The organism is Pseudomonas sp. KCJK9058, from assembly GCF_046230975.1.
Taxonomy (GTDB): Bacteria; Pseudomonadota; Gammaproteobacteria; order Pseudomonadales; family Pseudomonadaceae; genus Aquipseudomonas; species Aquipseudomonas alloputida.
Genome location: NZ_JBJJLR010000051.1, coordinates 14,512 through 37,956, shown reverse-complemented (window position 1 = coordinate 37,956; position 23,445 = coordinate 14,512). Strand labels below are relative to the sequence as shown.

General features: G+C 64.0%; 17 protein-coding genes and 1 pseudogene. 1 reads left to right on the top strand and 17 read right to left on the bottom strand.

All coding sequences use genetic code 11. The features are described from left to right. The 8 genes and pseudogenes from ACK59Z_RS21870 to ACK59Z_RS21835 all read right to left on the bottom strand — a co-directional run. Positions 1-280, bottom strand: a pseudogene (locus ACK59Z_RS21870) (ABC transporter permease); the annotation flags it as partial. Then, entirely contained in the window at positions 280-1,338 is a 1,059-nt protein-coding gene (locus ACK59Z_RS21865; protein ID WP_014860337.1) for a microcin C ABC transporter permease YejB, read from the bottom strand. The pseudogene ACK59Z_RS21870 and the gene ACK59Z_RS21865, both read right to left, overlap by 1 nt. After that, a complete protein-coding gene (locus ACK59Z_RS21860; RefSeq protein ID WP_108191078.1) occupies positions 1,335-3,134 on the bottom strand; it encodes an extracellular solute-binding protein in 1,800 nt (599 codons plus the stop codon). Before ACK59Z_RS21860 ends, ACK59Z_RS21865 begins: the two co-directional genes overlap by 4 nt. Positions 3,135-3,276: 142 nt before the next feature. Continuing rightward, on the bottom strand, positions 3,277-3,558 hold the full coding sequence (locus tag ACK59Z_RS21855) for a peptidylprolyl isomerase (protein ID WP_003248318.1): 282 nt from the start codon (positions 3,556-3,558) through the stop codon (positions 3,277-3,279). A gap of 80 nt (positions 3,559-3,638) precedes the next feature. Further along, entirely contained in the window at positions 3,639-4,700 is a 1,062-nt protein-coding gene (locus ACK59Z_RS21850) for a 3-deoxy-7-phosphoheptulonate synthase (RefSeq protein WP_108191079.1), read from the bottom strand. Positions 4,701-5,254: 554 nt separating this feature from the next. Beyond that, the gene (locus ACK59Z_RS21845; RefSeq protein WP_081384700.1) at positions 5,255-5,806 is read right to left on the bottom strand and encodes a YbhB/YbcL family Raf kinase inhibitor-like protein; all 552 of its coding nucleotides are present in this window, start codon (positions 5,804-5,806) and stop codon (positions 5,255-5,257) included. Positions 5,807-5,855: 49 nt separating this feature from the next. Continuing rightward, positions 5,856-6,164 (bottom strand): hypothetical protein, encoded by a 309-nt coding sequence (locus tag ACK59Z_RS21840; RefSeq protein WP_108191080.1) that lies wholly within the window; start codon positions 6,162-6,164, stop codon positions 5,856-5,858. An 81-nt stretch (positions 6,165-6,245) separates the two neighbouring features. Further along, positions 6,246-7,544, bottom strand: a complete 1,299-nt coding sequence (locus tag ACK59Z_RS21835) for an MFS transporter (protein ID WP_020190937.1) — start codon at positions 7,542-7,544, stop codon at positions 6,246-6,248. A 426-nt stretch (positions 7,545-7,970) separates the two neighbouring features. On the opposite strand from ACK59Z_RS21835, the gene ACK59Z_RS21830 reads away from it, so the two are divergent. Beyond that, on the top strand, positions 7,971-8,846 hold the full coding sequence (locus ACK59Z_RS21830) for an AEC family transporter (RefSeq protein ID WP_003248329.1): 876 nt from the start codon (positions 7,971-7,973) through the stop codon (positions 8,844-8,846). Between the two features lie 45 nt (positions 8,847-8,891). Here ACK59Z_RS21830 and ACK59Z_RS21825 read toward each other — a convergent pair whose 3' ends face one another. From ACK59Z_RS21825 to tssJ, 9 genes are all read right to left on the bottom strand, one after another. Further along, positions 8,892-11,408 (bottom strand): excinuclease ABC subunit A, encoded by a 2,517-nt coding sequence (locus ACK59Z_RS21825; protein ID WP_409293660.1) that lies wholly within the window; start codon positions 11,406-11,408, stop codon positions 8,892-8,894. 167 nt (positions 11,409-11,575) lie between these two features. Next, a complete protein-coding gene (tssA, locus tag ACK59Z_RS21820; protein WP_221100032.1) occupies positions 11,576-12,661 on the bottom strand; it encodes a type VI secretion system protein TssA in 1,086 nt (361 codons plus the stop codon). 95 nt (positions 12,662-12,756) lie between these two features. Then, a complete protein-coding gene (locus ACK59Z_RS21815; RefSeq protein WP_012052417.1) occupies positions 12,757-13,275 on the bottom strand; it encodes a type VI secretion system tube protein Hcp in 519 nt (172 codons plus the stop codon). 143 nt (positions 13,276-13,418) lie between these two features. Continuing rightward, complete coding sequence (gene tssM / locus ACK59Z_RS21810; protein ID WP_409293659.1) at positions 13,419-15,914, bottom strand: type VI secretion system membrane subunit TssM; 2,496 nt, start codon at positions 15,912-15,914, stop codon at positions 13,419-13,421. Further along, positions 15,911-16,819, bottom strand: coding sequence for a type VI secretion system-associated protein TagF (tagF, locus tag ACK59Z_RS21805; protein WP_409293658.1), 909 nt, complete (start codon positions 16,817-16,819; stop codon positions 15,911-15,913). Before tagF ends, tssM begins: the two co-directional genes overlap by 4 nt. After that, the gene (locus ACK59Z_RS21800; RefSeq protein WP_409293657.1) at positions 16,816-20,619 is read right to left on the bottom strand and encodes a type VI secretion protein IcmF/TssM N-terminal domain-containing protein; all 3,804 of its coding nucleotides are present in this window, start codon (positions 20,617-20,619) and stop codon (positions 16,816-16,818) included. The genes tagF and ACK59Z_RS21800 overlap by 4 nt, the downstream gene beginning before the upstream one ends. A gap of 30 nt (positions 20,620-20,649) precedes the next feature. After that, positions 20,650-21,366: a type IVB secretion system protein IcmH/DotU gene (gene icmH / locus ACK59Z_RS21795; protein WP_409293656.1), complete on the bottom strand. Its 717-nt coding sequence runs from the start codon at positions 21,364-21,366 to the stop codon at positions 20,650-20,652. Continuing rightward, positions 21,363-22,706, bottom strand: coding sequence for a type VI secretion system baseplate subunit TssK (gene tssK / locus ACK59Z_RS21790; RefSeq protein ID WP_003248343.1), 1,344 nt, complete (start codon positions 22,704-22,706; stop codon positions 21,363-21,365). The genes icmH and tssK overlap by 4 nt, the downstream gene beginning before the upstream one ends. Beyond that, on the bottom strand, positions 22,703-23,425 hold the full coding sequence (gene tssJ, locus ACK59Z_RS21785) for a type VI secretion system lipoprotein TssJ (protein ID WP_019751695.1): 723 nt from the start codon (positions 23,423-23,425) through the stop codon (positions 22,703-22,705). Before tssJ ends, tssK begins: the two co-directional genes overlap by 4 nt. Positions 23,426-23,445 lie beyond the last annotated feature (20 nt).

Here is a 23,445-nt window from a genome sequence, read left to right as displayed (position 1 = left end):
ACAGCATCCAGCCACCCTGTTCCGCGATCAGTTGGCGCACATAGGCGCTGCGGTAGTCGGGCTGAAACGGCAGTTGCCCGCCGAACTGCTGCTCGGTGTAGCGTTTGAGCGCCGGAACGTACAGCTCGCCCTTGTAGCCCAGCAGCAGTGGCTTGTCGTTGGCCACCAGTTCGGCGCAAAGGCTCAGCAACAGAAGGCCGGCAAACAACCACAGCGACACCCAGCCCAGGCGGTGGCTGCGAAAACGTTGCAGGCGACGGCGCGACAGGGGCGATAGCATCAGTGCGCCCTCGTATCAAAGTCGATGCGCGGGTCGAGCAGGGTGTAAGACAGGTCACCGAGCAGGCGAATCAGCAGGCCCGCCAGGGTGAAGATGAACAGCGTGCCGAACACCACCGGGTAATCCCGCGATACGGCGGCCTCATAACTCATGCGGCCCAGGCCATCGAGCGAGAAGATCACCTCGATCAGCAACGAGCCGGCAAAAAACACCGTGATCAGCGCCTGTGGCAGCCCGGCCACCACCAGCAGCATGGCGTTGCGCAACACGTGGCCATACAGCACGCGGCGTTCGCTGAGGCCCTTGGCCCGGGCAGTGACCACGTATTGGCGGGAAACCTCGTCGAGGAAGGCATTCTTGGTCAGCAACGTGAGGGTGGCGAACCCACCGATCACCAGGGCCGCGACCGGCAGCACCAGGTGCCAGAAGTAGTCGGCGACCTTGCCCAGCAGGCTGAGCTCGTCGAAATTGTCCGAGACCAGGCCGCGCACCGGGAACCAGTTGAGCGAAGTGCCGCCGGCAAACAGGACGATCAGCAGCAATGCGAACAGGAACGAAGGCAGGGCGTAACCGATCACGATCAACGCGCTGCTCCAGGCATCGAAGCGGCTGCCGTGGCGCATCGCCTTGCGGATGCCCAGCGGAATCGACACCAGGTAGGTGATCAGCGTGGCCCAGAAGCCCAGCGACAGGGTGACCGGCAACTTGTCGAGAATCAGGTCGGTGACTTTGGCGCCGCGGAAGAAGCTGTTGCCAAAGTCCAGCCGGGCATATTGGCCGAGCATCAACCAAAGCCGCTCGGGGGCGGATTTGTCGAAGCCATACTGGCGCTTGATCTCTTCGATCAGTTTCGGGTCCAGGCCGCGTGTGGCCCGGGATTCGCCATGGACCACTTCAGTTCGCGCGCCGGGTGCGCCGCCACCGAGGCCCTGCAGGCGCGCCACGGCTTGCTCCACCGGCCCACCCGGCGCGGCCTGGACGATGGCGAAATTGACCAGCAGGATTGCCAGCAGCGTCGGGATGATCAGCAACAGACGGCGCAGGATATAAGCGGTCATGGCGAGGCCTTCCGGCGTTCGGCCATCTGCGCGTTGGTCAGCGGGGTAGGGCTGACCTCCCACCAGGTGTCCAGGCCCTCGTCATAGGTGGCCTGGACCTTGGGCAGGCCGAAGCGGTTCCACCAGGCGGTGGAGCTGCCTGGCGGGTAGTAGTTGGGGATCCAGTAATAATTCCATTGCAGCACGCGGTCCAGGGCATGGGCGTGGCGCAGCATGTCGGCCTGGGTGTCGGCGCGGACCAGGCCGTCGATCAGGTGGTCTACGGCCGGGTCCTGCAAAACCATCAGGTTGTTCGAGCCGGGGTCGTGAGCGGCCGCCGAGCCAAAGTAGTTGTACAACTCGGCGCCCGGCGACAGGGTGACCGGGTAGCCGGTGACGATCATGTCGTAATCGCGCGCCATCAGCCGGTTGACGTACTGGGCTGAGTCGACATTGCGGATGTTCAGGCTCACGCCGATCTGGGCCAGGTTGCGCTTCCACGGCAGCAGCAGGCGTTCAAGGCCCGCCTGGCCATTGAGGAACGTGAACGCCAGCGGCGTGCCCTGGCTATTGACCAGGCGGTCGCCTTCGGGGTGCCAGCCAGCTTGTTCGAGCAGGGCCAGGGCCTGCAACTGCTGTTTACGGACGATCCCCGAGCCGTCGGTGACCGGGGCAGTGAACACCGTGGTGAACACTTCATCTGGCACCTGGCCGCGCAAGGGGGCGAGCAGCTTCAACTCACCCGCATCCGGCAACTGGCGAGCGGCCAACGGCGTATTGGAGAACACGCTTTGCTGGCGGATGTACAGGTTGCGCATCATCTGCCGGTTGCTCCACTCGAAGTCCCATAACATACCCAGCGCCTGCCGCACACGGCGGTCCTTGAACTGCGGCTGGTCGAGGTTGAACACAAAACCCTGAGCCACTTGCGGTTTGGCCGGGCCCAGGTGGGCGCGCTGCAGGCGGCCGTCGTCCAGTTGCGCACCGTTGTAGCCCAAGGTGTAGGCCGTGGCGGAGAACTCACGGTTGTAGTCGTAGCCACCGCCTTTGAGTACCTGGCGCGCCACTTCGGTGTCGCCGAAGTACTCGATGCGCAGCTTGTCGAAATTGTAGCGGCCACGGCTGGCCGGCAGGTCACGCGCCCACCATGTCGGGTCGCGTTCGAAGGTGATGCTGCGGCCGTTGTCGATGCGCCCGATGCGGTATGGCCCGCTGCCAACCGGCTTGTCGAAGCCGGCACCGTTGGCAAAATCGCGGTGCTGCCAGTCGTGCTCGGGCATTACCGGCAGGCTGGCGAGGTCCAGCGCCAAGGTGCGGCCGTGCTCGGGCTTCAAGTCGAATCGCACGCTGTGCAGGCTTTCTACGGTCACGCCGGCCACGTCGGCGAACTGGGTCCGGTACTTCAGGCTGCCCTTGCTCATCAGCAGTTCGAAGGTGAAACGCACGTCTTCGGCGCGCACCGGCCTGCCATCGGCGAAGGTGGCGCGTGGGTCGATGTCGAAACGCAGCCACTCATCATTGGGGCCGCGCTCCATGCGCCGGGCGATCAGGCCGTAAACGGTATAGGGTTCATCGTAAGAGCGTACCGCCAGTGGCGCGTACAACAGACCATCGACTTCGCTGACACCGATGCCTTTGTCGATGTAGGGGAGGATATGGTCGAACTGGCCGATCTCGATGGCCGAACGGCGCAAGATGCCGCCTTTGGGGGCGTCGGGGTTTACATAGTCGAAATGCCGGAAGCTGGCGGCGTAGCGGGGGGCTTCGCCGTAGACCGTGAGGGCGTGGGTGGGAGCGGCCTGGACCGTAAAGCCCATGCACGAAAATACAAGCCCCCACAATACTTGTGGGAGCGGCTTTACCCGCGAATGCGTCGGAGCAGGCAACGAGGTTGTCTGGTCTGGCCTCTTCGCGGGTAAACCCGCTTCCACAGGGGGGCTGATCACCGGGAGGGGTGAATCAGTCCTGGCGGCTGGTCACTTCCAGCAGGTGGTAGCCGAACTGGGTCTTCACCGGGCCTTGCACAGTGTTGACTGGGGCGCTGAAGACCACGGTGTCGAATTCCTTGACCATCTGGCCTGGGCCGAACGAGCCCAGGTCACCGCCCTGACGGCTGGACGGGCAGGTGGAGTTGGCTTTGGCGATTTCAGCGAAGTCGGCGCCTGCTTCGATCTGGGCTTTGAGTTCGTTGCACTTGTCTTCGCTGCTGACCAGAATGTGGCGGGCGGTTGCACGGGCCATGGGTACTGCTCCTTGGGGGTAAAAAGGCAAGCCTAGCGCACTTGTCCGGGGTATGTCTCGCCAGGCTTACAACCTTCGGCCTACAGTTTTTGTGCCGCCTCACGCAACAGGGTTTCGGTCGAGGCCCAGCCCAGGCAGCCGTCGGTAATCGACACACCGTATTTCAGCGTGCCCTTGCCCAGCGCCTGGCAGCCATCGAACAAGTGCCCTTCGATCATGACGCCGACCAACGAACGGTCGCCGGCCAGGCGCTGTTCCAGCACATCATTGAAGACCGCTGGCTGGCGCGTCGGGTCCTTGCCGCTGTTGGCGTGGCTGCAATCGACCATGATCCGTGCCTGCAGACCGGCCTTGGCCAACGCCTGACGGGCCATGGCAATGCTGTTGGCATCGTGGTTCGGGCCTTTGTGGCCGCCACGCAGTACAAGGTGTGTGTCCGGGTTGCCCAAGGTCTCGATGATCGCCGGGTGGCCCTGTGCATCCATACCGAAGTGGCGGTGTGGGTGGGCCGCGCTGCGCATGGCGTCGCTGGCGATGGCGATGCCGCCGTCCGTACCGTTCTTGAAGCCGACCGGGAGCTCCAGGCCACTGACCATTTCGCGGTGGATTTGCGATTCGGTGGTGCGTGCGCCGATCGCCGCCCAGGCCAACAGGTCGTCGAAGTAGCCGGCGGCCATCGGTTGCAGCAACTCGGTAGCAATCGGCAGGCCGCGTTCGATCATGTTCAGCATCAGCCCGCGAGACAAGGCGATACCCGAGTGCATGTCGTCACTGCCATCGAGGTGCGGGTCGTAGGCCAGGCCTTTCCAGCCTACTGTAGTACGCGGTTTTTCGACGTAGGCGCGCATCACCAGCAGCAGCTTGTCGTTGACTTCGCGGCCAAGGGCGGCCAGGCGGTCGGCGTATTCCAGGGCCGAGCGCGGGTCATGAATCGAGCAGGGGCCGACGATGACCAGCAGGCGCGGGTCGCGGCCTTCGAGGATGTTGCGGATGGCCTGGCGATGGGCCTGGACTTGCTGGGCCAGTTCGCTGGGCAGTGGCATCTGTTGCTTGAGCAGGTGCGGGCTGGGCAGGCGTTTGCTGACAGTGGTGTTGGCCGCTTGCGGCTGGGTCAGGGGCAGGGCGAGGCTGGAAGCGTGCATGGCGTTTTTCCCTGGGCGGACAGCGGGTTCAAGCCCGCATGGTCGGCCCTATCGAGGTGTTCGACAGATCGTTGAATTCGTATTGGCTGCTGCATTGCCACCTGTAGAAGACCGATCGGAGGCGGCTGGCTGGCCCGAACGGGATTGGCTAAATCGCCAGGCGGAGGTGTTTGCGTAGTAATAAGTGGCGTAGTTCATGAATCTGTCCTCAAGGTGAATCGGTGTTGGTCAAAGGCCTGAAAAGCAAAACCCCCGGTCGGGAAGCCGACCGGGGGTTTGAGTATTCTCATGTTCGGCGGCCCCTCGAAGGTGGGCGCCGGGTGGGTATCGGCGCCTAGTGGCTAAACCAATACCCAAAGTAATAGCTGGCAGGTGCCACGCAGCCGGCAACGGCCAGCACAGGGCGCAGGCTGCGACCGGTGTGGTTGGCGGGGTTGCGGGTGTGTTTCGGCATGTTGCTCTCCAGTGAATGAGCCCGAGCTTACTTCAGTTCGGGCGGGCCATTCAATGGATAAATGCTATAGGGCCGATCATTTATTTTTGTACTGACTGGTTCAATGGCCGTAGCGCCCGACCAGGCTCTGCGCCCCCAAGGCGTGGCCTTGCAGCAGTTGCAGCAGGCCGCTGCGGTCCAGCCCCTCGGGCAAGGTACCCAAGGGCAGGTCGGTGGCAATCAGGGTCAGGGCGTAATGATGGGGGTTGTCGCCGGCGGGTGGACAGGGGCCGCGGTAGCTCTGGGTGCCACGGGAGTTGCGGCCCACTGTCACGTAGGGCCCGCTCAAGCCCGCCATGCCTTCCTTGAGCCCATCCTGTTCGGGATCGATGTTGTAGGCCACCCAGTGCACCACACCCACGCCCTTGCCACCGTCCGGGTCGAACATGATCAGGGCCAGTGATCGCGTACCTGCGGGCAGGTTGTCCCAGCTCAGTTGCGGGGTCCGCTCTTCACCGGCACCGCATGCCGGGTCCTGGCCGACCTGTTGCAGGGCAATGACGCCGCCATCGGTGAAAGACGAGGAACTGACCGACATCGCGCCTTGGCCGCCTGCGGCGGCTGACGCTGTGCAGGGCAGCAACGCAGCGAACAGCCAGTGTCTGAGGTGCATGGTCAATCCTTGGCAGGGCGTCAAGGGCTTAGTCTAGTCCAGGTCTGCCTCAGCGGCTGTCCTGGTCCTCGGCAGTGCCTCCGCTGGCCCCGGCACCAGAGCCAGTGGCTTCGCCGGTGCTGTTGGAGCCGCCAGAGGCACCGTCGGCGGCATCGGCGTTGCTGCCGGTGTCACTGCTGTCGTTACCTTTGCTGCTACCGGGGCTGTTGGCGCTGCTGCCTTCACCGGCGGTCTTGCCGCCGGACTGGTCAGTTTGCGGATGGCTGTCGGTATGGGTGTCGGTGGCGGCGAAGGCAGCGCCGGTCAGGCTGGTCAGGGCCAGCGCCAGGCACAGGGACAGCGGGCGAATGCGGATCATGGGACTTCTCCTTTGTGCAAGATCTGTCATTCGTTTGGCTGGCAGCGGCTGGCGGGGTGCCTTCCGGGCGACGAGTGGCAATCAACAAGATTCCGAGCGCTGTGCGGTTGCCGGGGTTTCGACCGGCTCCAGCGGCGGATGCTCCTGCGCCGCATGCATCAGGTCTTCGGTCACCCGCAACTCGGCACCGGTTGGCGAGAAGGTGGTCGAAGCGGTGAACGGTGCCGGGTGCTCTGCCGCCGGGCGCTTGCCGCGGCGCCACATGAAGAAGCACACCATGGCCAGGTTGACCACGGCAAACGCCCAGAACAGCCCGGCCTCGCCAAACTCGGTCATCATCGGCGAAATGGCCACCGGTGCCATGGCCGAGCCCAGGGAGTTGATCAGCAGCAGGCCCTGGATCATCGGCACCAGCGCATCGGACGGCGCGCGGTCGGCCGCATGGCTGACCGCCACCGGGTACAGGGTGAACACGCCACCACCCAGCAGGAACAGCATGGCTGGCAGCAGGAACGAGTCCGATGGCAGGAACACTGTTACAAGCGACAGGACAACGCACAACGCGGCCAGTGCGAGCAGCACATCAAGGCGGTCCTTGCGGTCGGACCAGCGCCCGACCGGGTACTGCAGCAGCATCGCGCCAAGGATCACCCAGGCCATCATGTTGCCAACTTCACCCACCTCCAGGCCGATGCGCTGCAAGTACAGTGGCAGCAGGGCATAGATGCCGGCAATCGCTACGCCCGAACCGAAGCAGCCGACCAGGCCCGACGGTGCCACGCCCAGCAACTGGCGGGGTTTGAGGGGTTCGACCTGGTCCAGCAGCGGCGACACCCGCGGCAGGATCACGATCGGCAACACCGACAGGGCGGCCAGCACGCCGGCCAGCATGAACGGGGCGGTATCGCCTAGCTGGGTGATTTCGCCAAGGCCGGCCTGGGCGATTACCCCGGCGCCGTAGAAGGCGATCATGTACAGCGCCAGTAGACGGCCGCGGATTTTCGCGTCGCCGGCCAGCAGCAGCCAGCTTTCGATCACCAGGAACACGCCCACTGCGGCCCAGCCGTTGATCAGGCGTAGCACCGACCACCAGGTGACCTCGTAGAACAACCCTTGCAGCAGGATGGTCACGGCGATCAGCGAGGCGAAGCTGGTGTAGGCGCGGATGTGGCCGATGCGCAGGATCAGCCGGTCGTTGAAGATGGCGCCGAGGGTCAGGCCGATGAAGTAAGTCGACGAGACGATACCAATGGTGGTTGCAGACTCACCGGCGGCGCCCAGGCGCAGGGTGGTCAGGGAAGACATGAAGCCGTTGCCCAGGGCAATGATGAACAGCCCGAGCAGGGGCGCCAGCGCCATGGCCAGCAAACGCGGAGACATACGTACCTCTAGTTGGATGAGCGGAATGAGCACCTTCTCGGCGCGCACACCGGCTCGACCCGGCAAGGGGCGAGTGGCGACACGGATGCGACCTGGGCAAGACTCAACCGCTGGGCGTTATGGGAGATGGGCCGGGCGGGGAGGGTTGAGCCTACTTCACATGTGCGTTCATGTGTTCAGGCGCTGACTCTGTCATTGCTACTGGTTGCCACCGTTCAAGGCGACGGGCGAAAAGGAAGCGGGATTCTACGGGCTTGGACGCGTTTGCCCAAGGGGCCTGGGTGTGCGACGAGACGCCGCAGTCTCAGCGCGACATGAACATGTCTTCCACAGACATTTCGATGGCGGCGCCTGCGGGCGGTGAGATCGGCCCGGTACTCTCACTGAGTGCGGCATAATGCTGAACCCCACCAAGGAAGGCCCCCCATGTTCGCGTCGCTGTTCGCAGTCCTGGCCCCGGTTTTCATCGTCGCCGGCATTGGTTTTGCCTGGGCCCGCAAGGGCCTGGATTACCCCACTGATTTCATCGCCCGGGTGGTGATGACCGTCGGCACACCTTCGCTGGTACTGTCCACCCTCAGTCGTACCGACCTGGACCCGAATGCCTTTACCAGCATGGCCGTGGCCTGCTTGCTGTGCACCTTGGGGATGGCCTTGGCCGCTTTGCTGGTGTGTCGCGCGTCGGGCATGCACTGGCGGGTACTGCTGCCGGCGTTCATGTTCCCCAACACCGGCAACATGGGCCTGCCGATCAGTCTGTATGCCTTCGGTGAGCATGGCCTGGCCCTGGCCGTGGCATTTTTCCTGACCCTGTCGATCGTGCAGTTCACCATCGGCATGGCCATCTCCGGCACGGCGGCTTCGCTCAAGGCGTTGCTGCGCAACCCTATCGTCATCAGCTTGGCCGGCGGCATGCCCATCATTTTTCTCGATTTCGAACTGCCGCGTTGGCTGGCCAATACCGCAGACCTGCTGGGCGGCATGACCATTCCGCTCATGCTGCTGACCCTGGGGGTGTCACTGGCCAGCATTCGCCTGCGTCACGTGGGCAGCGGCATGCTGCTGGGCGGTTTGCGCATTGGCCTGGGGGCTGCGGTGGGCTGGGCAGTGGGCGCGGTACTGGGTATGGACAGCCTGGAGCGTGCGGTGCTGATGGTGCAGTCGGCGATGCCGGTAGCCGTGTTCAACTACCTGATGGCGGTGCGGGCCAACCGTGAGCCAGAGCAGGTGGCGAACCTGGTGATGTGTTCTACGGTGCTGTCGTTTGCCTGGTTACCGGTGGTGCTGGCTTGGTGGATGTAAGCGATAGGCAACGACAGCAATTTCCGTTGAGTCAATGCGCAAGGCTCACAAGGCCTTGGCCAAAAACGCGGCCGTGCGGCTGTCGGTACATGCCGCCACCACCTGCGGCGTGCCACTGACCACCACCTTGCCCCCGGCATCGCCAGCCCCCGGCCCGATATCGATCACCCAGTCGCTCTGCGCCACCACTCGCATGTCATGTTCGACCACCACCACGCTATGCCCGCTTTCTACCAGGCGGTTCAGCTGTACCAGCAGCCGGTCGATGTCCTGCGGGTGCAAGCCGTTGGTGGGCTCATCCAGCACATACAGGGTCGCCCCGCGGGCCATGCGCTGCAGTTCGGTCGCCAGCTTGATCCGCTGCGCTTCACCACCGGACAGCTCGGTGGCCGGTTGGCCCAGACGCAAGTAGCCCAGGCCGATATCCTGCAGCACCTGCAGGCAACGGCGGGCAGGCGGTTGCTCGGCAAAAACCTGCAGGGCCTGGTCGACGGTCAACTGCAGCACTTGCGCGATGTTCATGCCTTGCCAGCTCACCGCCAGGGTTTCGGGGTTGTAGCGGGCACCCTGGCAGGTCGGGCAGGGCGCGTACACGCTGGGCATGAACAGCAGCTCGACGCTGACGAAACCCTCTCCCTCGCAGTTGGCGCACCGGCCCTTGGCAACGTTGAACGAAAAGCGCCCGGCGTCGAAGCCCTGTGCCTTGGCCTGCTCGGTAGCCGCGAAGCATTTGCGCACGTGGTCGAACAGGCCTGTGTAGGTGGCCAGGTTGGAGCGCGGCGTGCGGCCGATCGGCTTCTGGTCAACTTGCACCAGCCGCTTGATGCTGCCAAGCCCGGCGCTTACGTGGCCGCTGCTGGTCTGTTCAGGTTCGTCTTCCAGGCTTTGCGCTTCGGGCTCGCTACGTTGCTCGGCATGGCCCAGGTGTGCCCCCACCAGTTCCAGCAGGGCCTGGCTGACCAGGCTGGATTTGCCCGAGCCGGAAATACCGGTAACGGCGGTAAAGCAGCCCAACGGAAATGCGGCGCTCAGGTTATCGAGGTTATTGCGCGTGATGCCTTCAAGCTTCAGCCAGTCGCGTGCTTGGCGGGGGGCGCGTGTGGCCTGTACCGGGGCATCGAACAGGTAGGTGCGGGTGCATGACTGTTGCACCTCGGCCAGGCCGGCGGGCGGCCCACTGTAGAGGATGGTGCCGCCGTGTTCGCCGGCAGCTGGCCCTACATCCACCAGCCAGTCGGCGCGGCGCATGGTGTCCAGGTCATGCTCCACCACATACACCGAGTTGCCAGCCTGTTTCAGGCGCTGCAGGGCTTCGAACAGCGCTTCACTGTCGGCCGGGTGCAAGCCGGCCGACGGCTCGTCGAGTACGTAAACCACCCCAAACAGCTGCGAATTCAGCTGGGTGGCCAGGCGCAGGCGTTGCAGTTCACCAGAAGACAAGGTCGGGGTGCTGCGCTCCAGGGCCAGGTAACCGAGGCCGAGGTCAAGCAGCGTGTCAATGCGTTCGAGCAGTTCTTTGGCGATACGTTGGGCCGCCAGGCGTTTTTCCAGTGTCAGCTCGTCCTGCTGCCGGGTCAGGTAGTCGGCTGCCGTCACCTTGCGGAACACCTCAGCCAGCGCCTGCAACGACAGGTGCGACAGTTCGGCGATGTCCAGCCCGGCGAAGGTCACGGCCAGCGCTTCGCGCTTCAGGCGTTTGCCCTGGCACAGCGGGCAGGGGCTGGGGTGCATGTACTGGGCCACACGCTTGCGCATCTGCGCGCTCTGCGAGTGCATGAAGGTATGCAGCACGTAACGCCGGGCACCCATGAACGTGCCTTGATAGCTGGGCTCCAGCTTGCGCTTGAGCGCTTCGCGGGTCTGCGCCGGGGTCAGGCCGGCATACACGGGGGCGGTGGGCGTCTCTTCAGTGAACAGGATCCAGTCGCGCTGCGCCTGGGGCAGATCGCGCCAAGGGATATCGACGTCATAGCCCAGCGTGACCAGGATGTCGCGCAGGTTTTGCCCTTGCCACGCCATTGGCCACGCCGCCACCGCACGCTCACGAATGGTCAGCGCCGGGTCGGGAACCATGGTCGCTTCGGTCACCTCGTAGACACGGCCCAGGCCATGGCACTGCGGGCAAGCGCCCTGGGGCGTGTTTGGAGAAAAGTCTTCGGCGTACAGCATCGCTTGCCCGGCCGAATAGTGGCCTGCGCGTGAATAGAGCATGCGGATCGAACTGGACAAGGTGGTCACGCTACCCACCGAGGAACGTGCACTCGGCGTGCCGCGTTGTTGCTGCAGGGCCACCGCCGGCGGCAAGCCGTCGATGGCATCGACATCCGGCACGCCAACCTGGTCGATCAGGCGCCGGGCATAGGGCGCCACCGATTCGAAATAACGCCGCTGGGCTTCGGCATACAGCGTGGAGAACGCCAGCGAAGACTTGCCCGAGCCGGACACGCCGGTGAACACCACCAAGGCATCGCGGGGAATATCGACATCGATATTCTTCAGGTTGTGCTCGCGGGCGCCACGAACGCGGATGAAACCGCTTGGGGTGGTCGGGCTTGGAGGCATGAAGCAGTCCTTGTCTGAAGCTGAGCAGTGCGCTCAAGTTAACAGCAATTGCAGCGCCCTTGCGTGGGCAGCAGTCAAGGAATCTACCCGATGGCGCCGGTGGGGTGGCAGGGCGCCGGCTGTCTTCGCCTTACCTGACGTTCGTCTCAAGGCTTTTATTGCAGCCCCTAGCGGGTGCCCAGCACATCGCGGATGTTGTCCACCACATTGTTGTCCTTGATCACGTCACTCAACCAGCCTTCCAACGGCATGTTGCCCCACTTGATCGCACGTTCGATCAGGTAGGGTACCGGGCTTTGCGGCTCGCTCTGTTTGAAGTACTGGGCGATGCCCGCAAGCATGGTGAATGCCTCGTCGCGGGTCAGCGGGGTGGTGCGCAGGGCTGCAGGCGCGGTCGTCGGGGGCGTGGCATTCATCGCTTCACCTGCTTCGTGGAGGTTGGCGCCCGTGGCCTGTGGCTGCGCTTCCTCCGGGATGGCGGGGTGTAGCTCTACGCCGCGGTCCTTGAGCAGTTTTTCCGCCAGCTGGCTGGCACGCGAAAGCATGTCGGCAAGGCTGGCAAAGCTGGGCGCCTCGTGGCCGAACAGGCGGTCGGCGCTGGCCTGCAGGCGTTTGCATGCATTCAGGCTGGTAGCGATCTGCTGGGCCTTGGCGCGCAGGTAATCGGTGTCGGTAAGCGCTACCGAGCGCTGGAAGATCTCGGCGTTGATCTTGCCTTCGTTCAGCGCTGTCTGCATTGCCTTGGGGTTTTGCAAGGCGAGGTTTTCTACATGGCGTGACTCGTCATAGCGCAACACGCCAAAATGCTGCCCTTGGATAATGGGCAAGCCACCGGCAATGTCGGTGAGCGTGGTCTTCAGCCAGGACAGTCGCGCCGCGCGCTCGTCCAGGCCGTCTTCGAGGGTGGGGTACAGCGTTTCCCAGAACGCAACCAGGAGCTGTTCGGTCAGCTCGAGGCCAAAGGTGATGCCTTCGAAGTGTTCACGCTGGGCCAGCCCCTCGCAGAGCCAGGCCACCAGCATCAGGTCTTTGCTTTGCTGCGCAAGCCCTTGAGCCGACAGGTTGATCACCTGCTCCCAGTCGGCAGTCTTCAAGTCGGTTTGCCAGTCGCCCTGGGTCAGGTAGTCAGGGTCCGCCCGGCGTGCCTCCTTGATCTGGTCGAACAAGGCAGAGAAGCTCAAGTCTTCGCCACTGCCCCCCTCGATAGGGGCGGCCAGTGTGGCCAGCGAGAGGTCATTGAGAATTTCAGGCATAGAACACTCTGGACATGGCTAGTGAACAGCGCGTCGGAAAACCCGGCGCGCTGCGGAACACAGGCCGCCGAAGCGGCCCATGGTTCGGTACGTGCTTAGGCAAACACTTTGTTCGCGGTGCGGTCCCAGCCACCTACGATGTTGCCGCCGGCCTGGCCGTCGGTGCGGTTCTGCTGGGTGTAGGTGGTCTTGATGCGGGCAAAGTTGAAGCTGATTTCTTCAACTGGCAGGTCGCTGACCGCCTTGTCTTCACCATTCTGGTTGCCACCGGCGACAAACTTGACCGAAGAGACCACCACTTCTTCCATGTCGATGGTCAGGTAGGTGACCTTGTCACCACCGGCGCGGTTCACGTTCAGCTTCAGCTTGGCGATGTGCTTGCCGGTGCAGCAGTGTTCGAACAGTTTGGCCGATGCCTTGTCGACTGCCTTGCGGATCTTGAAGTCGCTCAGGGCAACGCGCTCGGAGGACGCACCGCCCGAAGAGCTGGCGGTTGCCGACGTAGCCTGGGTGGCGCCGTACTCGTAGCCCAGCACTTCGATCCAGTCCTTGTGTTTTTCATCCAGTACTTCGCCTGGGATGCCGTCGATTTGGATATACGCGTCAAATGCCATTGTGAAACTCTCCATTAACAACATGTAAAGGGTTGCTCATGCGCCCCTTGGTTTTGACCTCGCCGGGCGTGCCGGCAGAGGTAGCTTGCCGCCGCCCGGGCCTCATCCTGTGAGGCCCCGGCGACCGGTTATTGCGGCGTGGCTCAGTTAAGCCCACGCACTTCGATTTCCACCCGGCGGTTGGGCTCCAAGCACTTGATCAACTGCGTTCGCGGTTGTTGCATGTCGCAGTTGACCAATGGCTTGCGGCTGCCTTCGCCCTGCGCGACCACCAGCTCGGCAGGTACGCCCTTGCCAACCAGATAGGTGCGGATGGTTTGTGCCCGTTGTTTCGAAACCTGCAGGTTGCCCTGGCTGTCACCCAGTTGGTCGGCGTGCCCCGAGATGATGATCTTGCCGATATTCGGGGTGTTCAGCAGCTTGCTGGCAATTGCGCTCAGCTGATGCTGGCCTTCGTTTTTCAGGCTCTGGAAATCGGCGCGGCCGAAGGCGAACAGGGTGTCGGATTCCAGCGTGATGGTCTCGATCGCACGCAGTGACTGGGCCCGCAGGCTGTCGATGTAGTTGCGCGAACTGGACATCAGGAAGGCGTTGTCGAGGATGCGCGGTACATCTGGCTCACGGATCTGGTCGCTATAGAACGTGATCTGGCGGCTGGCATACAGGTAGTCCTGGTTGCCACCGGCCTCGCTGCCAGCGGCGGCCATGCTCTTGCCGGTATGGCGGGCGATGGCCGGGTACCAGTAGTCCGGCAGGTGCGCCTTGAGAAACGCCGGGTCGGCATGCTCGCGCTGGCCCGGAGAAAGCATCACGTAAGTGTCCAGGGCCGCCTTTCCGAAATTGGCGATCGACTGGGCGCGGTTGTCATGGGGCAGCGCCTCGGCCTCTACGCTGTCAATGCCGCTCACTGGCTGCAGCTCACGGGTGTTGCGCTGGTAGACCTTGAGCGTGGTCAGCAGGTACAGGGTGCGGGTCAGATTATCGGCCGTGGGCTTTAGCATCACGTTCTGCAACATGGCGAAGTAGCGGTTGCGCAGCAGCGGCTCGACCTCATGGCCCTGGTACAGGCCCAGGCGCATGCTGAGGGGCACGCCCTTTGTGTGGTGTTGCTCATGGTAGTGAGCAGCCCAGAAGCGCAAGCGGTCGAGGCTTCGCCAGGCGGTGTACTGGCCGCTGGCCGCCTGGTCGTCGGCCTTGGCCTGGGCCAGTTCGTCGGCAATGCTGGCCAGGGTGGCGCGGTTGTTCAGGTACGACCAGCCCCACAGGCTGCACAGCACCAGTGCCGCCAGGCCGGCAGCGCCCACCCACCCGGCCTTGCGCCGGCGTTCACGGTGGTTGCTGGTGTACAGCGCCACCAAATGCTGGTCGGGAATGATCACTTTGCGGAACAGGCTGTTGATGAACAGCGGCGCCGGCTGGCTGCCGGAAGTGCCCGTTCCTTCTGCGTGTTCGAGCGCGAAGCGTTCGGCCACATGCTGGCCGTGGCAGCCCCACTGAGCCTCGTCGGCCTGCAGCGCCGCGGTGAAATAGAAACCGCGCAGCATTTCGGCATTCTGGTAAGGGTTGGCACGCAGCAGGCTGTCGACGAACTGATGCAGGCGCGGCTTGAGCGCGGCCAGTTCCAGCGGGAAGCGGTAGGCAGCGTTGTTCTGCCGAGTGACTTGTATGTCCTGCTGCACCAGCTGCTGGCTCGCCATCTGCCCCCAGTAACGGGTCAGCTCGTCCATCGCATTGCTGAAGCGCTGGCCCCAGTCGGCTTGCTCGTACCCCTTGTGAGAGAAGGTTTTACCCATCACTTCACCACGCGCGGCGTCGTCCAGCTGGCGATAGAACGCGGTGAAACCAGGGATCAGGTCGCACTTGGTGAAAACCAGGTAGATTGGCAGGCGCACTTCAAGCAGCGCGCAGCTTTCCTGAATGCGTTCGCGCAGGCGCTTGGCCACGCGCTCCTGGTCTTCGACCGAGCCATGCAGGATATCGGCGATGCTGACGCTGACGATCAAGCCGTTAAGGGGACGGCGCTGGCGGTGCTGGCGCAGTAGTTGCAAAAAGCCGCGCCACTTGCCGGCTTCCTCGGGGCGGTTCATGTAGCGCCCGGCAGTGTCCAGCAGTACCGCTTCAGAGCTGAAGAACCAGTCGCAGTTGCGCGTGCCGCCCAGGCCCGCGACCCGTACGCCTTCGCGCTCGGCATAGGGGAAGTTCAGGCCCGACTGCAGGATCATCGTGCTCTTGCCGGCGGCAGGCTGGCCAATGACCAGGTACCAGGGCAGGGCATACAGGGCATCCTTGTTCGAAGTACCGCGCGGCTTGTTGCTGTGCAGGCGCTCGATGCCCTGCAGCAGGCGCTCGCGCAACAGGCTGACTTCTTCCCGGTCGGCCGGGGCTGCACTGAGTACGGCCTGGTCGGCGTCGTCGCGCAGCAGGCCTTCAAGGTTGTGGTGCTGACCCACGCCGCGGTACAGCAGCAGTACATAGCCCGCCGACAGCAGCAGAAACACGCCGATCCCGGCCAGCAGGCTGTGCAGCGAGGCGAAGCCGAAGGCTCGGCCGATGGCCCAGACCAGGAAGATCGCCAGGAAGAACGCCACGCCCAGCAGGTAGGGTTGGTAGCGCAGGCAGTAGTACTTGAGCTTGTTCATACAGGCGTCGCATCCAGTGCATCGACGAACTGGTCGATGACATGTTCAAGGGGGCGGTCGTAATCGTGCAGCCGTGGCACCGTTGTCAGCGGGCTGAGCAACTCCAGGTGCTGGCGCGGGTCGGCACAGCCACTGAGCAGGCGGTAGGCACAGCTGGCGTGGCGCGCCGGGAAGCAGTACAGCTGCGGGTGCATGAAGTCGTCGGCCAACAGGCTCACTGCCGGTAGCGCTCGGTGTTCGCTCATGCGGGCCAGCCAGGTCAGCCACAGGTCGGCAGTGGGGTTTTTAAGGCCACGTTCGGCCGGCAACGGCAATTCGATGCCGCCTGCAAAGTCGCCCTGCAGCGAGGCACGGCCGAGCTGCAGGTGGGCGAGGGCAGTGGCACTGTCGAAACCTGGCCAGGACCCATGAAGGGCACGGGCCACATCCGTGAAGCTGAAATCATGCAGGAACTTGGCGTGCACCCGGCGGAACAGGTCCAGGTCCTGGCCCTGCAGCGGGCGCAAGGCCTTGATCCGTTCGAACAGGCGGGCGCAGTCGGCGCCTTGCACGGCCTGGTGCAGCATCGGCTTGATCTGCGCGCTGAACAGCTCGCCAAGCGTGAACGGGTTGACCAGCCCAGTACTGTCATCGCCCTTGAGCAGCTGGAAGATGAAGAACGGGTAGCGCCGCTGGCTGGCATCGCGCGAGCTGAGCAGGCCACCCAGTAGCCAGTTGCCGTTGCGTGCGCGGTAGGTGAAAAAACACATCGGCAGCGCGTCGAACAACGCCTGCCAGTCATCGCGGTAGCGCATGGCTGCCAGCGATGACTGCAACCAGGCGTCGAACTCGCAGACTTCTTCCGCCGCCCCATGCAGGCTGACGAAATCTGCGCTCGACGGCAGCTTGCCGAAGCAACCGATCATTGCGCGCCCCTGCTGTTGAGGGCGCTCAGGGCCTTGACGTCACCCAGATCGGTCAGCTTGACCCCACCGAAGTTGCGCACGACAAGGCTTACGCGGCCGCTGGCGGTGTTCCAGCTGAAGCGTTGCTGAATGCCGTCCAGGTCGTCGACCCGAGCGCTCTCGTTCATGCGCAGCAGGCCCCACCGCCCTGGGAAGTCGAACACGGTGACCCGTGTGCCGCTCAGGGTGACGACGTCCAGGCGCGCGCCCGGCGCGGTGCTGGTGCCCGGCCAGGCGAAGCGGTTCCAGCTGCTGCGGCCGTTGCGGTAGTGCTGCTCCTGGCCATCGAGCGTGAAGACGATGTCGGTGAAGTTGGCTGAAGGTTCCAGCATGATTTCGAAGCCGTTGTCACGGTCCGACAGGCTGGCGATCACCTGGCCCACGGAGCTGGCCTTGTCGATGCTGTTGAGCATGCCAGGGTTGACCAGCGCCGGCCCCTTGCCATCGCCCACACCCAGACCTTCACCACCGGCCAGGTTGCCGATTTCGTTGCGCTTGAAGGCCGGCAGCAGGCCGCTGTCGGGATCCACGAACCGTTGCAGGTCTTTCACCGAAGCCTCGTTGCGGCTGCTGCCGGCAATCGGGTAACGGTGTGCCATGACCTGCTCCCAGGGCTTGGCGATCTGCTGCGCCCAGGCCTTGGCGATCTGCTCGCCGGCCGGGTCGCGCAGGGTCGTCCAGGCATACTGGATGGGCAGGCTGAACAGCCCCTGCAGCGAGCGCGACAGGCCATCCTGGCTGGTGTCGACGCTGCTTTCCACGTAATTGCGCACGGTGGTGATTTCGCTCGGCTGGCCTTCCAGGGTCTCGCTGATCAACTGTTTGCTGCTCTTGCCCACATCCTGCGAGCGCTGGATGTTGTTCATGCGCACCTTGAGTTTGCGCAAGGCGGCCAGGTAGCGGTCCATGATGGTGCTGTCGGCGCCTTCGGCGTTGTTTTCGGCGAACACCCGCGCCACCGGCTCGAAGCGCTTGGCCAGGCTGCCGTCGTCCACCGCCGGCAGGGCCGGGGCGACGTTGGCAGGCAGGGTGTCGTTGGCGTCGAACAGACCGGTGACCTTGCTCCAGAAACCGTCATCGCGGCTGGTGCCGGGGGCCGGGATGGCTTGCTTGACCGGCAGGTCCCACTGGGTATTGTCGTTGACCGCTTGCAGCAGGTTCTTCACTGGCGAGTTCTGCACGTCGCTCAACAGCCCCAGTTCCCGGGTCGCCGAGGCCAGGTCGACGAAGTGGCGCACGCCAACGCTGCTGACCATCTTGTACCAGGCCTGGGTGTAGTCGCGCTTGTAGCGGGTCATGAACTCGCGCACGAAGTTGGCCTTCTGCACGAGGGCATCGCCGCCTTCGCCGTCCAGCACCCAGTCCGACTCGTTGCGCAGGTTGCCCGACACCAGCTTGATCAGCTCGGGCTTGACGAAGGTGTCCCAGCCCTGGCGGGTGTAGATCGCCGGCACACCAGCGGTTCCGTACAGCAGCGCGCGGCCTGGTTGCGGGACCAGGTCGTTGAGGCTCAGCGCCGGGAACTGCCGGCTCGACTCGAGCTGCAGGCGCAGGTACTCGCGATCGACCAGCGAGCTGGAGATCATGAACGACTTGAGGTTCTGCCGGGTTTCGTTGATCAACTGTTCGTTGCGCGGCAACGACGGCGCTTGGCCCTGCTCCAGCAACTGCACGTACAGCGGGGCATTTTCCGCGATCACGCCAGCGTCGGCCGGGGTGCCTTCGGCGGTGGCACTGGCCCAGGCCTGGGGCAGGCTGGCAGCGACGAAGGCCGGGTCTGGATGGGCCTGGGGCTCGGTCAGCAGCAGGTACAGCTTGAGGGTGTTGTAGGCCTCGATGATCGAGGCCACCTGCTGCTCGTCCAGGCGCCCGAGCATTTCTTCGGACAGTGACAGCCCACCGGTGGCGGCGGACAGCTCGGCGCCATCGCTGGCAGTGGCCAGGTTGACCTTGACGGCATAGGCGCCAGCGCGGGTGTTGCCCAGCGCGGCCTGAGCCCTGGCCGCAATGGCAGGGGCCAGCGGCTTGCCATTGCGCTTCTTCGGCTGCGGGGGCGGGGTGAATTCCAGCTCCTGATTGATACCGTTGGCGAAGGTGTTGAACGCCCGCATCTGCACTTGCAGGCTGCGTGCGATCGGTTCCAGCGCCTGGCTGCGCAGCTGCGCCAGGTAGGCGCTGCGGGTCACCTGGTGAATCGCCTCGCCCTGGTACAGGCCGCCACCCAACTGCAAGGGCACTCCCTGCAGGCGATGGGCCTCGACGTTGGCCATCTGCTCACGCAGCACTTCCAGGCCCTTGCCTGCGGCCAGCTGCTGCTCGCGGTCTGCTGCCTGCTCGATGTGCGCCAGCTGCCCACGCAGGCTGTCCAGCCACTGGCGGTTATTGGCGAACGACAGCGCTTGCCAACCGATGAACAGCAACCCGGTGGCGGCGGCCAGGCCCAGTAGCAGCGGGCTGAACGCAGCCTGGCGGCCCAGGCGCGACTGATAAAGGATCAGGTCGCGATCGGGGAAGATCACCTGGCGGAAGGTGTCGGTGATGAAGTAGCTGCGGTTGCCCAGGGCCTTGCCGACGTGCCCGGCCTGCTCATCGTAGGCGGCCTGCAGGGCGAATTCGTCGGCGATGACGTCTTCATAGACCTGCCCCAGTTGCTGCCCGTTCTGCAGTGCACTGGTGAAGTACAGGCCACGTAGCAGCAGCGGGGCACCGCCGCGATGGCCGCGGGTGAAATGGTCGAGGAATTGCTCGAGCACACCGCTGAGGGCGGCGAAGTACTGCGGGAAATTCAGCAGGGTGCTGTCGGCTTCGGCACCGAGGGCGATCATCTGCGCGTCGACGTGCTGGCGAATATGAGCTTGCAGCTTCTTCAGGCGCGTCTGCAGCACGGCGTGCAGGCCGTTGGTGCGTATTTCCGAAAGGCCAAAGGTCATGCCCAGCGGCTGCTGGCGTTCGTGCAGGTCGAGGCCGTCGAAAGCCTGGCTGAAGCCCGGCAACTGGTCGGTCTTGCTCAGCATCAGGTAAACCGGCGGGTTGGCATCGAGGCATTCGGCGTATTCTTCCACCCGGGCCACCAGCTGGGCCGCCAGGGCATTGCGCTCATCGCTGTTGGCCGCCAGCAGTTCGGGCAGGCTGACCACCAGGACCAGGCCATTGATCGCCGCTTTGCCGCGCTGCTTACGCAGCATGCGCAGAAAGGCCGAGAACTCGCTGGCCGACTGGTCGTCGCGCAGGTAGCGCCCGGCGGTGTCGATCATCACGGCGTCGGGGCTGAAGTACCAGTCGCAGTGCTGGGTGCCGCTTTCGCTGTCGTTGGCCGTAGCGATGCTGGCCGACAGGCCGGAATGGGTCAGCAGCGAGGTCTTGCCGGCCGCCGACATGCCAACCACCAGGTACCAGGGCAGGTCGGACAGGGCCGCCTTGCCGCCGCCACCCGCGGAGCGGTCGGTGCGCAGCATGGCGATGGCGTGCTTCAGGCGCTCACGCAGCACCTGCTGGTCACGGAACTCGCCAGTGGCATTCCACGAGCGGTCGACCTCGATCTGCAGCAGGTTCTCCAGGTTGTGTTCGGCGCGAATGCGCTGGTATTGGCGCAGCACGATTACCAGCAGGAAGCAGGCACTGATGATTGCCAGCGCTTCAGGCACGTGATGACGCAGCCACGGCACCAGCGGCGCGGCCAGCCAGCAAATCAACAGGCTAGCCAGCCACAGCAATGGCAGCAGCACCCAGAAACTTTTCAACAGACGCAGTAATGTTTTCATGTCTTCCTGACTCGGCTACCGGGCATGTGCTCAGGCACTGAACAGCTGGCGGATTTGTTCGGACAGGGCGGCGACGTCCTTGTCCAGCAACCAGTCCAGCGTCAGGTACACGGCGACGCAGACCAACGCGATCAGCGCCAGATACACCCACAGCGGTACTTCGTGGCGCAGCATCTGCGACACCTGGTCGGGCAGTGCCCAGTCCGGTGACAGGGCTTTGGGCGCCTTGCGGTAGCGGGCAATATCCTGGCCCAGGGTATTGGCCAGGTAACGCAGCTGGTCCTTCTGGCCGAGGCTGAACTTGCCCTCGAAGCCCAGTGCCAGGCACAGGTGGTAGACCTCGAGCACGTCGATGTTCTGCTTGACGTCGGCGCGCAGCGCATCGACCTTCTCGAAGAACCCTTCGCCGGCCAGGTGCACGCCGAAATAGCGGAACTGCAACGGCTGCAGTTCAAAGTGCCGACGCAGCGCGTTGTCGTCCGAGCGCAGTACGCTTTCGTCGAGGAAGGCGCACAACGCGTATTGGGTGTCCTTGACCTGCTCGACGCTGTAGTTGGCGGCACGGGCATCACGTTCCAGGTTGGCGAAGAAGCGTTCGACGCTACCTTCGAAGGCCTGCACCGAGGTGACCTGGCGGCCGCGACGTACGATCAACGCCATGCTGATGAAGTCCTGGACCAGGTCCTTGAGCGTCGGTTTTTCGCTGGCGGCCGGGACGGCGCCCTGTTGCAGTACGGCTTCGGTCATTTGAGCACCGCCATCAGTTCAAGCTTGAGGTTGGTAAAGGCGCTGGGCGCATAGAAGCAGATGGCCTGGGCGCTGATCATTCGCTCATACACAGTGCCGTGTGGCTCGATGGCGAAGTACTGGTTGTCCAGGCGCACCGGAATTGCGTTCGGCAGCCGCGCGGCATGATTGAGGGTGACACCCGGCATGGCGCTGTTGACCACCACTTCAATGTCTTCCGGCGAACCGACCTTGAAGGCACGGGGCACCAGCTCCAGCAGGCTGGCGCCGGGCATGTCGGCGTGCACGGCGATATAGAAGTCGGCTTCGGCCAGGCGCGGGTCGTGCAGTTGGCCTTGCCAGTGCGATGGCTTGGTCTGGGTCAGGTTGATGACAATGCACTGGTTGGGCACGACGTTGTCGAGCATCACCCGGATCATCTCGTCGAGCTTGACCAGCGACGCGGCCGGGTCGTGGTGGTCGTACTCGGGGATGTCGCTGAGCTGGGTGTCCAGGGTGAAGGTCAGCAGGCCGCCGGCCAGGTCGGCCAGGAACAGGTACAGGCGCTCCGGGTGCAGGCGCGGGTGGGCCAGTAGATGCGCCAGCTGCGGGTGGGCACGGTTGACCGTGTTTAGCAGCCAGAACAGGGTCACATCGCTGGAGCCGAACTCGGCGATCTGGTCGGCGCGCTCGCGGCGTCGGCCGGAAAGCGCCTTGCTCTTGGCCTGCAGGGCGCCGAGCAGGCGCTTGCCGATGCCGGCAATGGTCTCGTGGCTGCCCAGGTGCAAGGTGGGGTGGACGAAATGTGGGTCAACGTTGAAACCGCCCATGCTGTTGCGTGTCAGCTTGGCCAGTGGGCAGTGGCTGTACCCGTCGAGGCTGTCACCGTCGACCAGCAGTACGACGTTCAGGCGCAAGCTGGTGATTTCGTTTTCCAGCTCGCCTTCATTAAGGTCGGGCAGGGTGTCGAACTGCTTGCGGAAGCGCCGTGCGGCCTTGTGTTCGTGGCCATCCTCGACGTAGTTGAGGCCGAATGGCTCGGGCAGCTTGAGCGCGGCATACACCTTCAGGTCGTTGGCCTTGAGCAGGTCCTTGAGGTCGCGCGCGGCCGGCAGCGGATCGTGCTGCGGCGCGTCGTAGAGGCTGCCATCGGGGAACACCAGCTTCAGACGCTTGAGCTGCAGTGAACCATTGGCCAGGGCGTCCTCGTCCACCTGCAGCGCCTGAACCCCCCAATGGAAAGGGGTGCTGCGCAGGGTCGCCTCAGCCAACTGGTGCTGATGGAATTCGTCCTGATATTGGAAGTGCTGGGGCAGCAGGAACATGCCTTCCGACCACATCACCCGGCTCTGCTTGCTCATTTGACGCTATCCACTAAAGAATTGAAGGTTGAATCCATGGCGTTGCTGGCCGACTGGCTGGCGGCGTCGGTGGCTTTGTCGATGGCCGCGTCCTGCACCTTGTCGGTGAGGGTCGCGTCGGCATCCTTGGCCTTCTGCGCAGCGGCCAGCTGGTCGGCGGTCGGTGGTTTGTTCAGTACGTCCACGCCACGCATGGCGCTGATTTCGGTGTTGTCCACCAGCACCCGCAGGCCGTCGGAGGAGAACCAGATACCGTCCTTGCGCAGCGAGTTGGCGTCGAAGGCGACTTTCCAGCGCGCGTCCTGCTCATCGCGGAAGAACGCCGCCACGCCGACGTAGCGCGCGTTCTTGGCCAGCGGCCACTGGTCGATCTGGCCAATGCCGGGCAGCAGGGTGATCTCGCGGGTTTCCACCAGGGTGTTGCCCAAGGCTTTTTCCGGGGTGTCCCACAGGGTCTCGGCATCGGTAGCCGCGAAGCGCTCGAGGTCGGTCAACTGGTACACACGCATCACCACCGACAGCGGCTTGCCCTCGGCATCGGGGTTGAGCTGGTTGCCGCCGTCGGAGGTCAGGATGACCTTTTCGCTGTCGGCCAGCATGTCGGCCGCCCAGCTGTCTTCCATGCGCTTGCCGATACGGTCGGTGACCCCGCAGCCGGCCAGCGCCACCAGCAAGGCGGCTGCGGTCAGGCGTTTGAGGACGATGTGCTTGTGTTGCATGACGGCAAAACCTCCGGGTA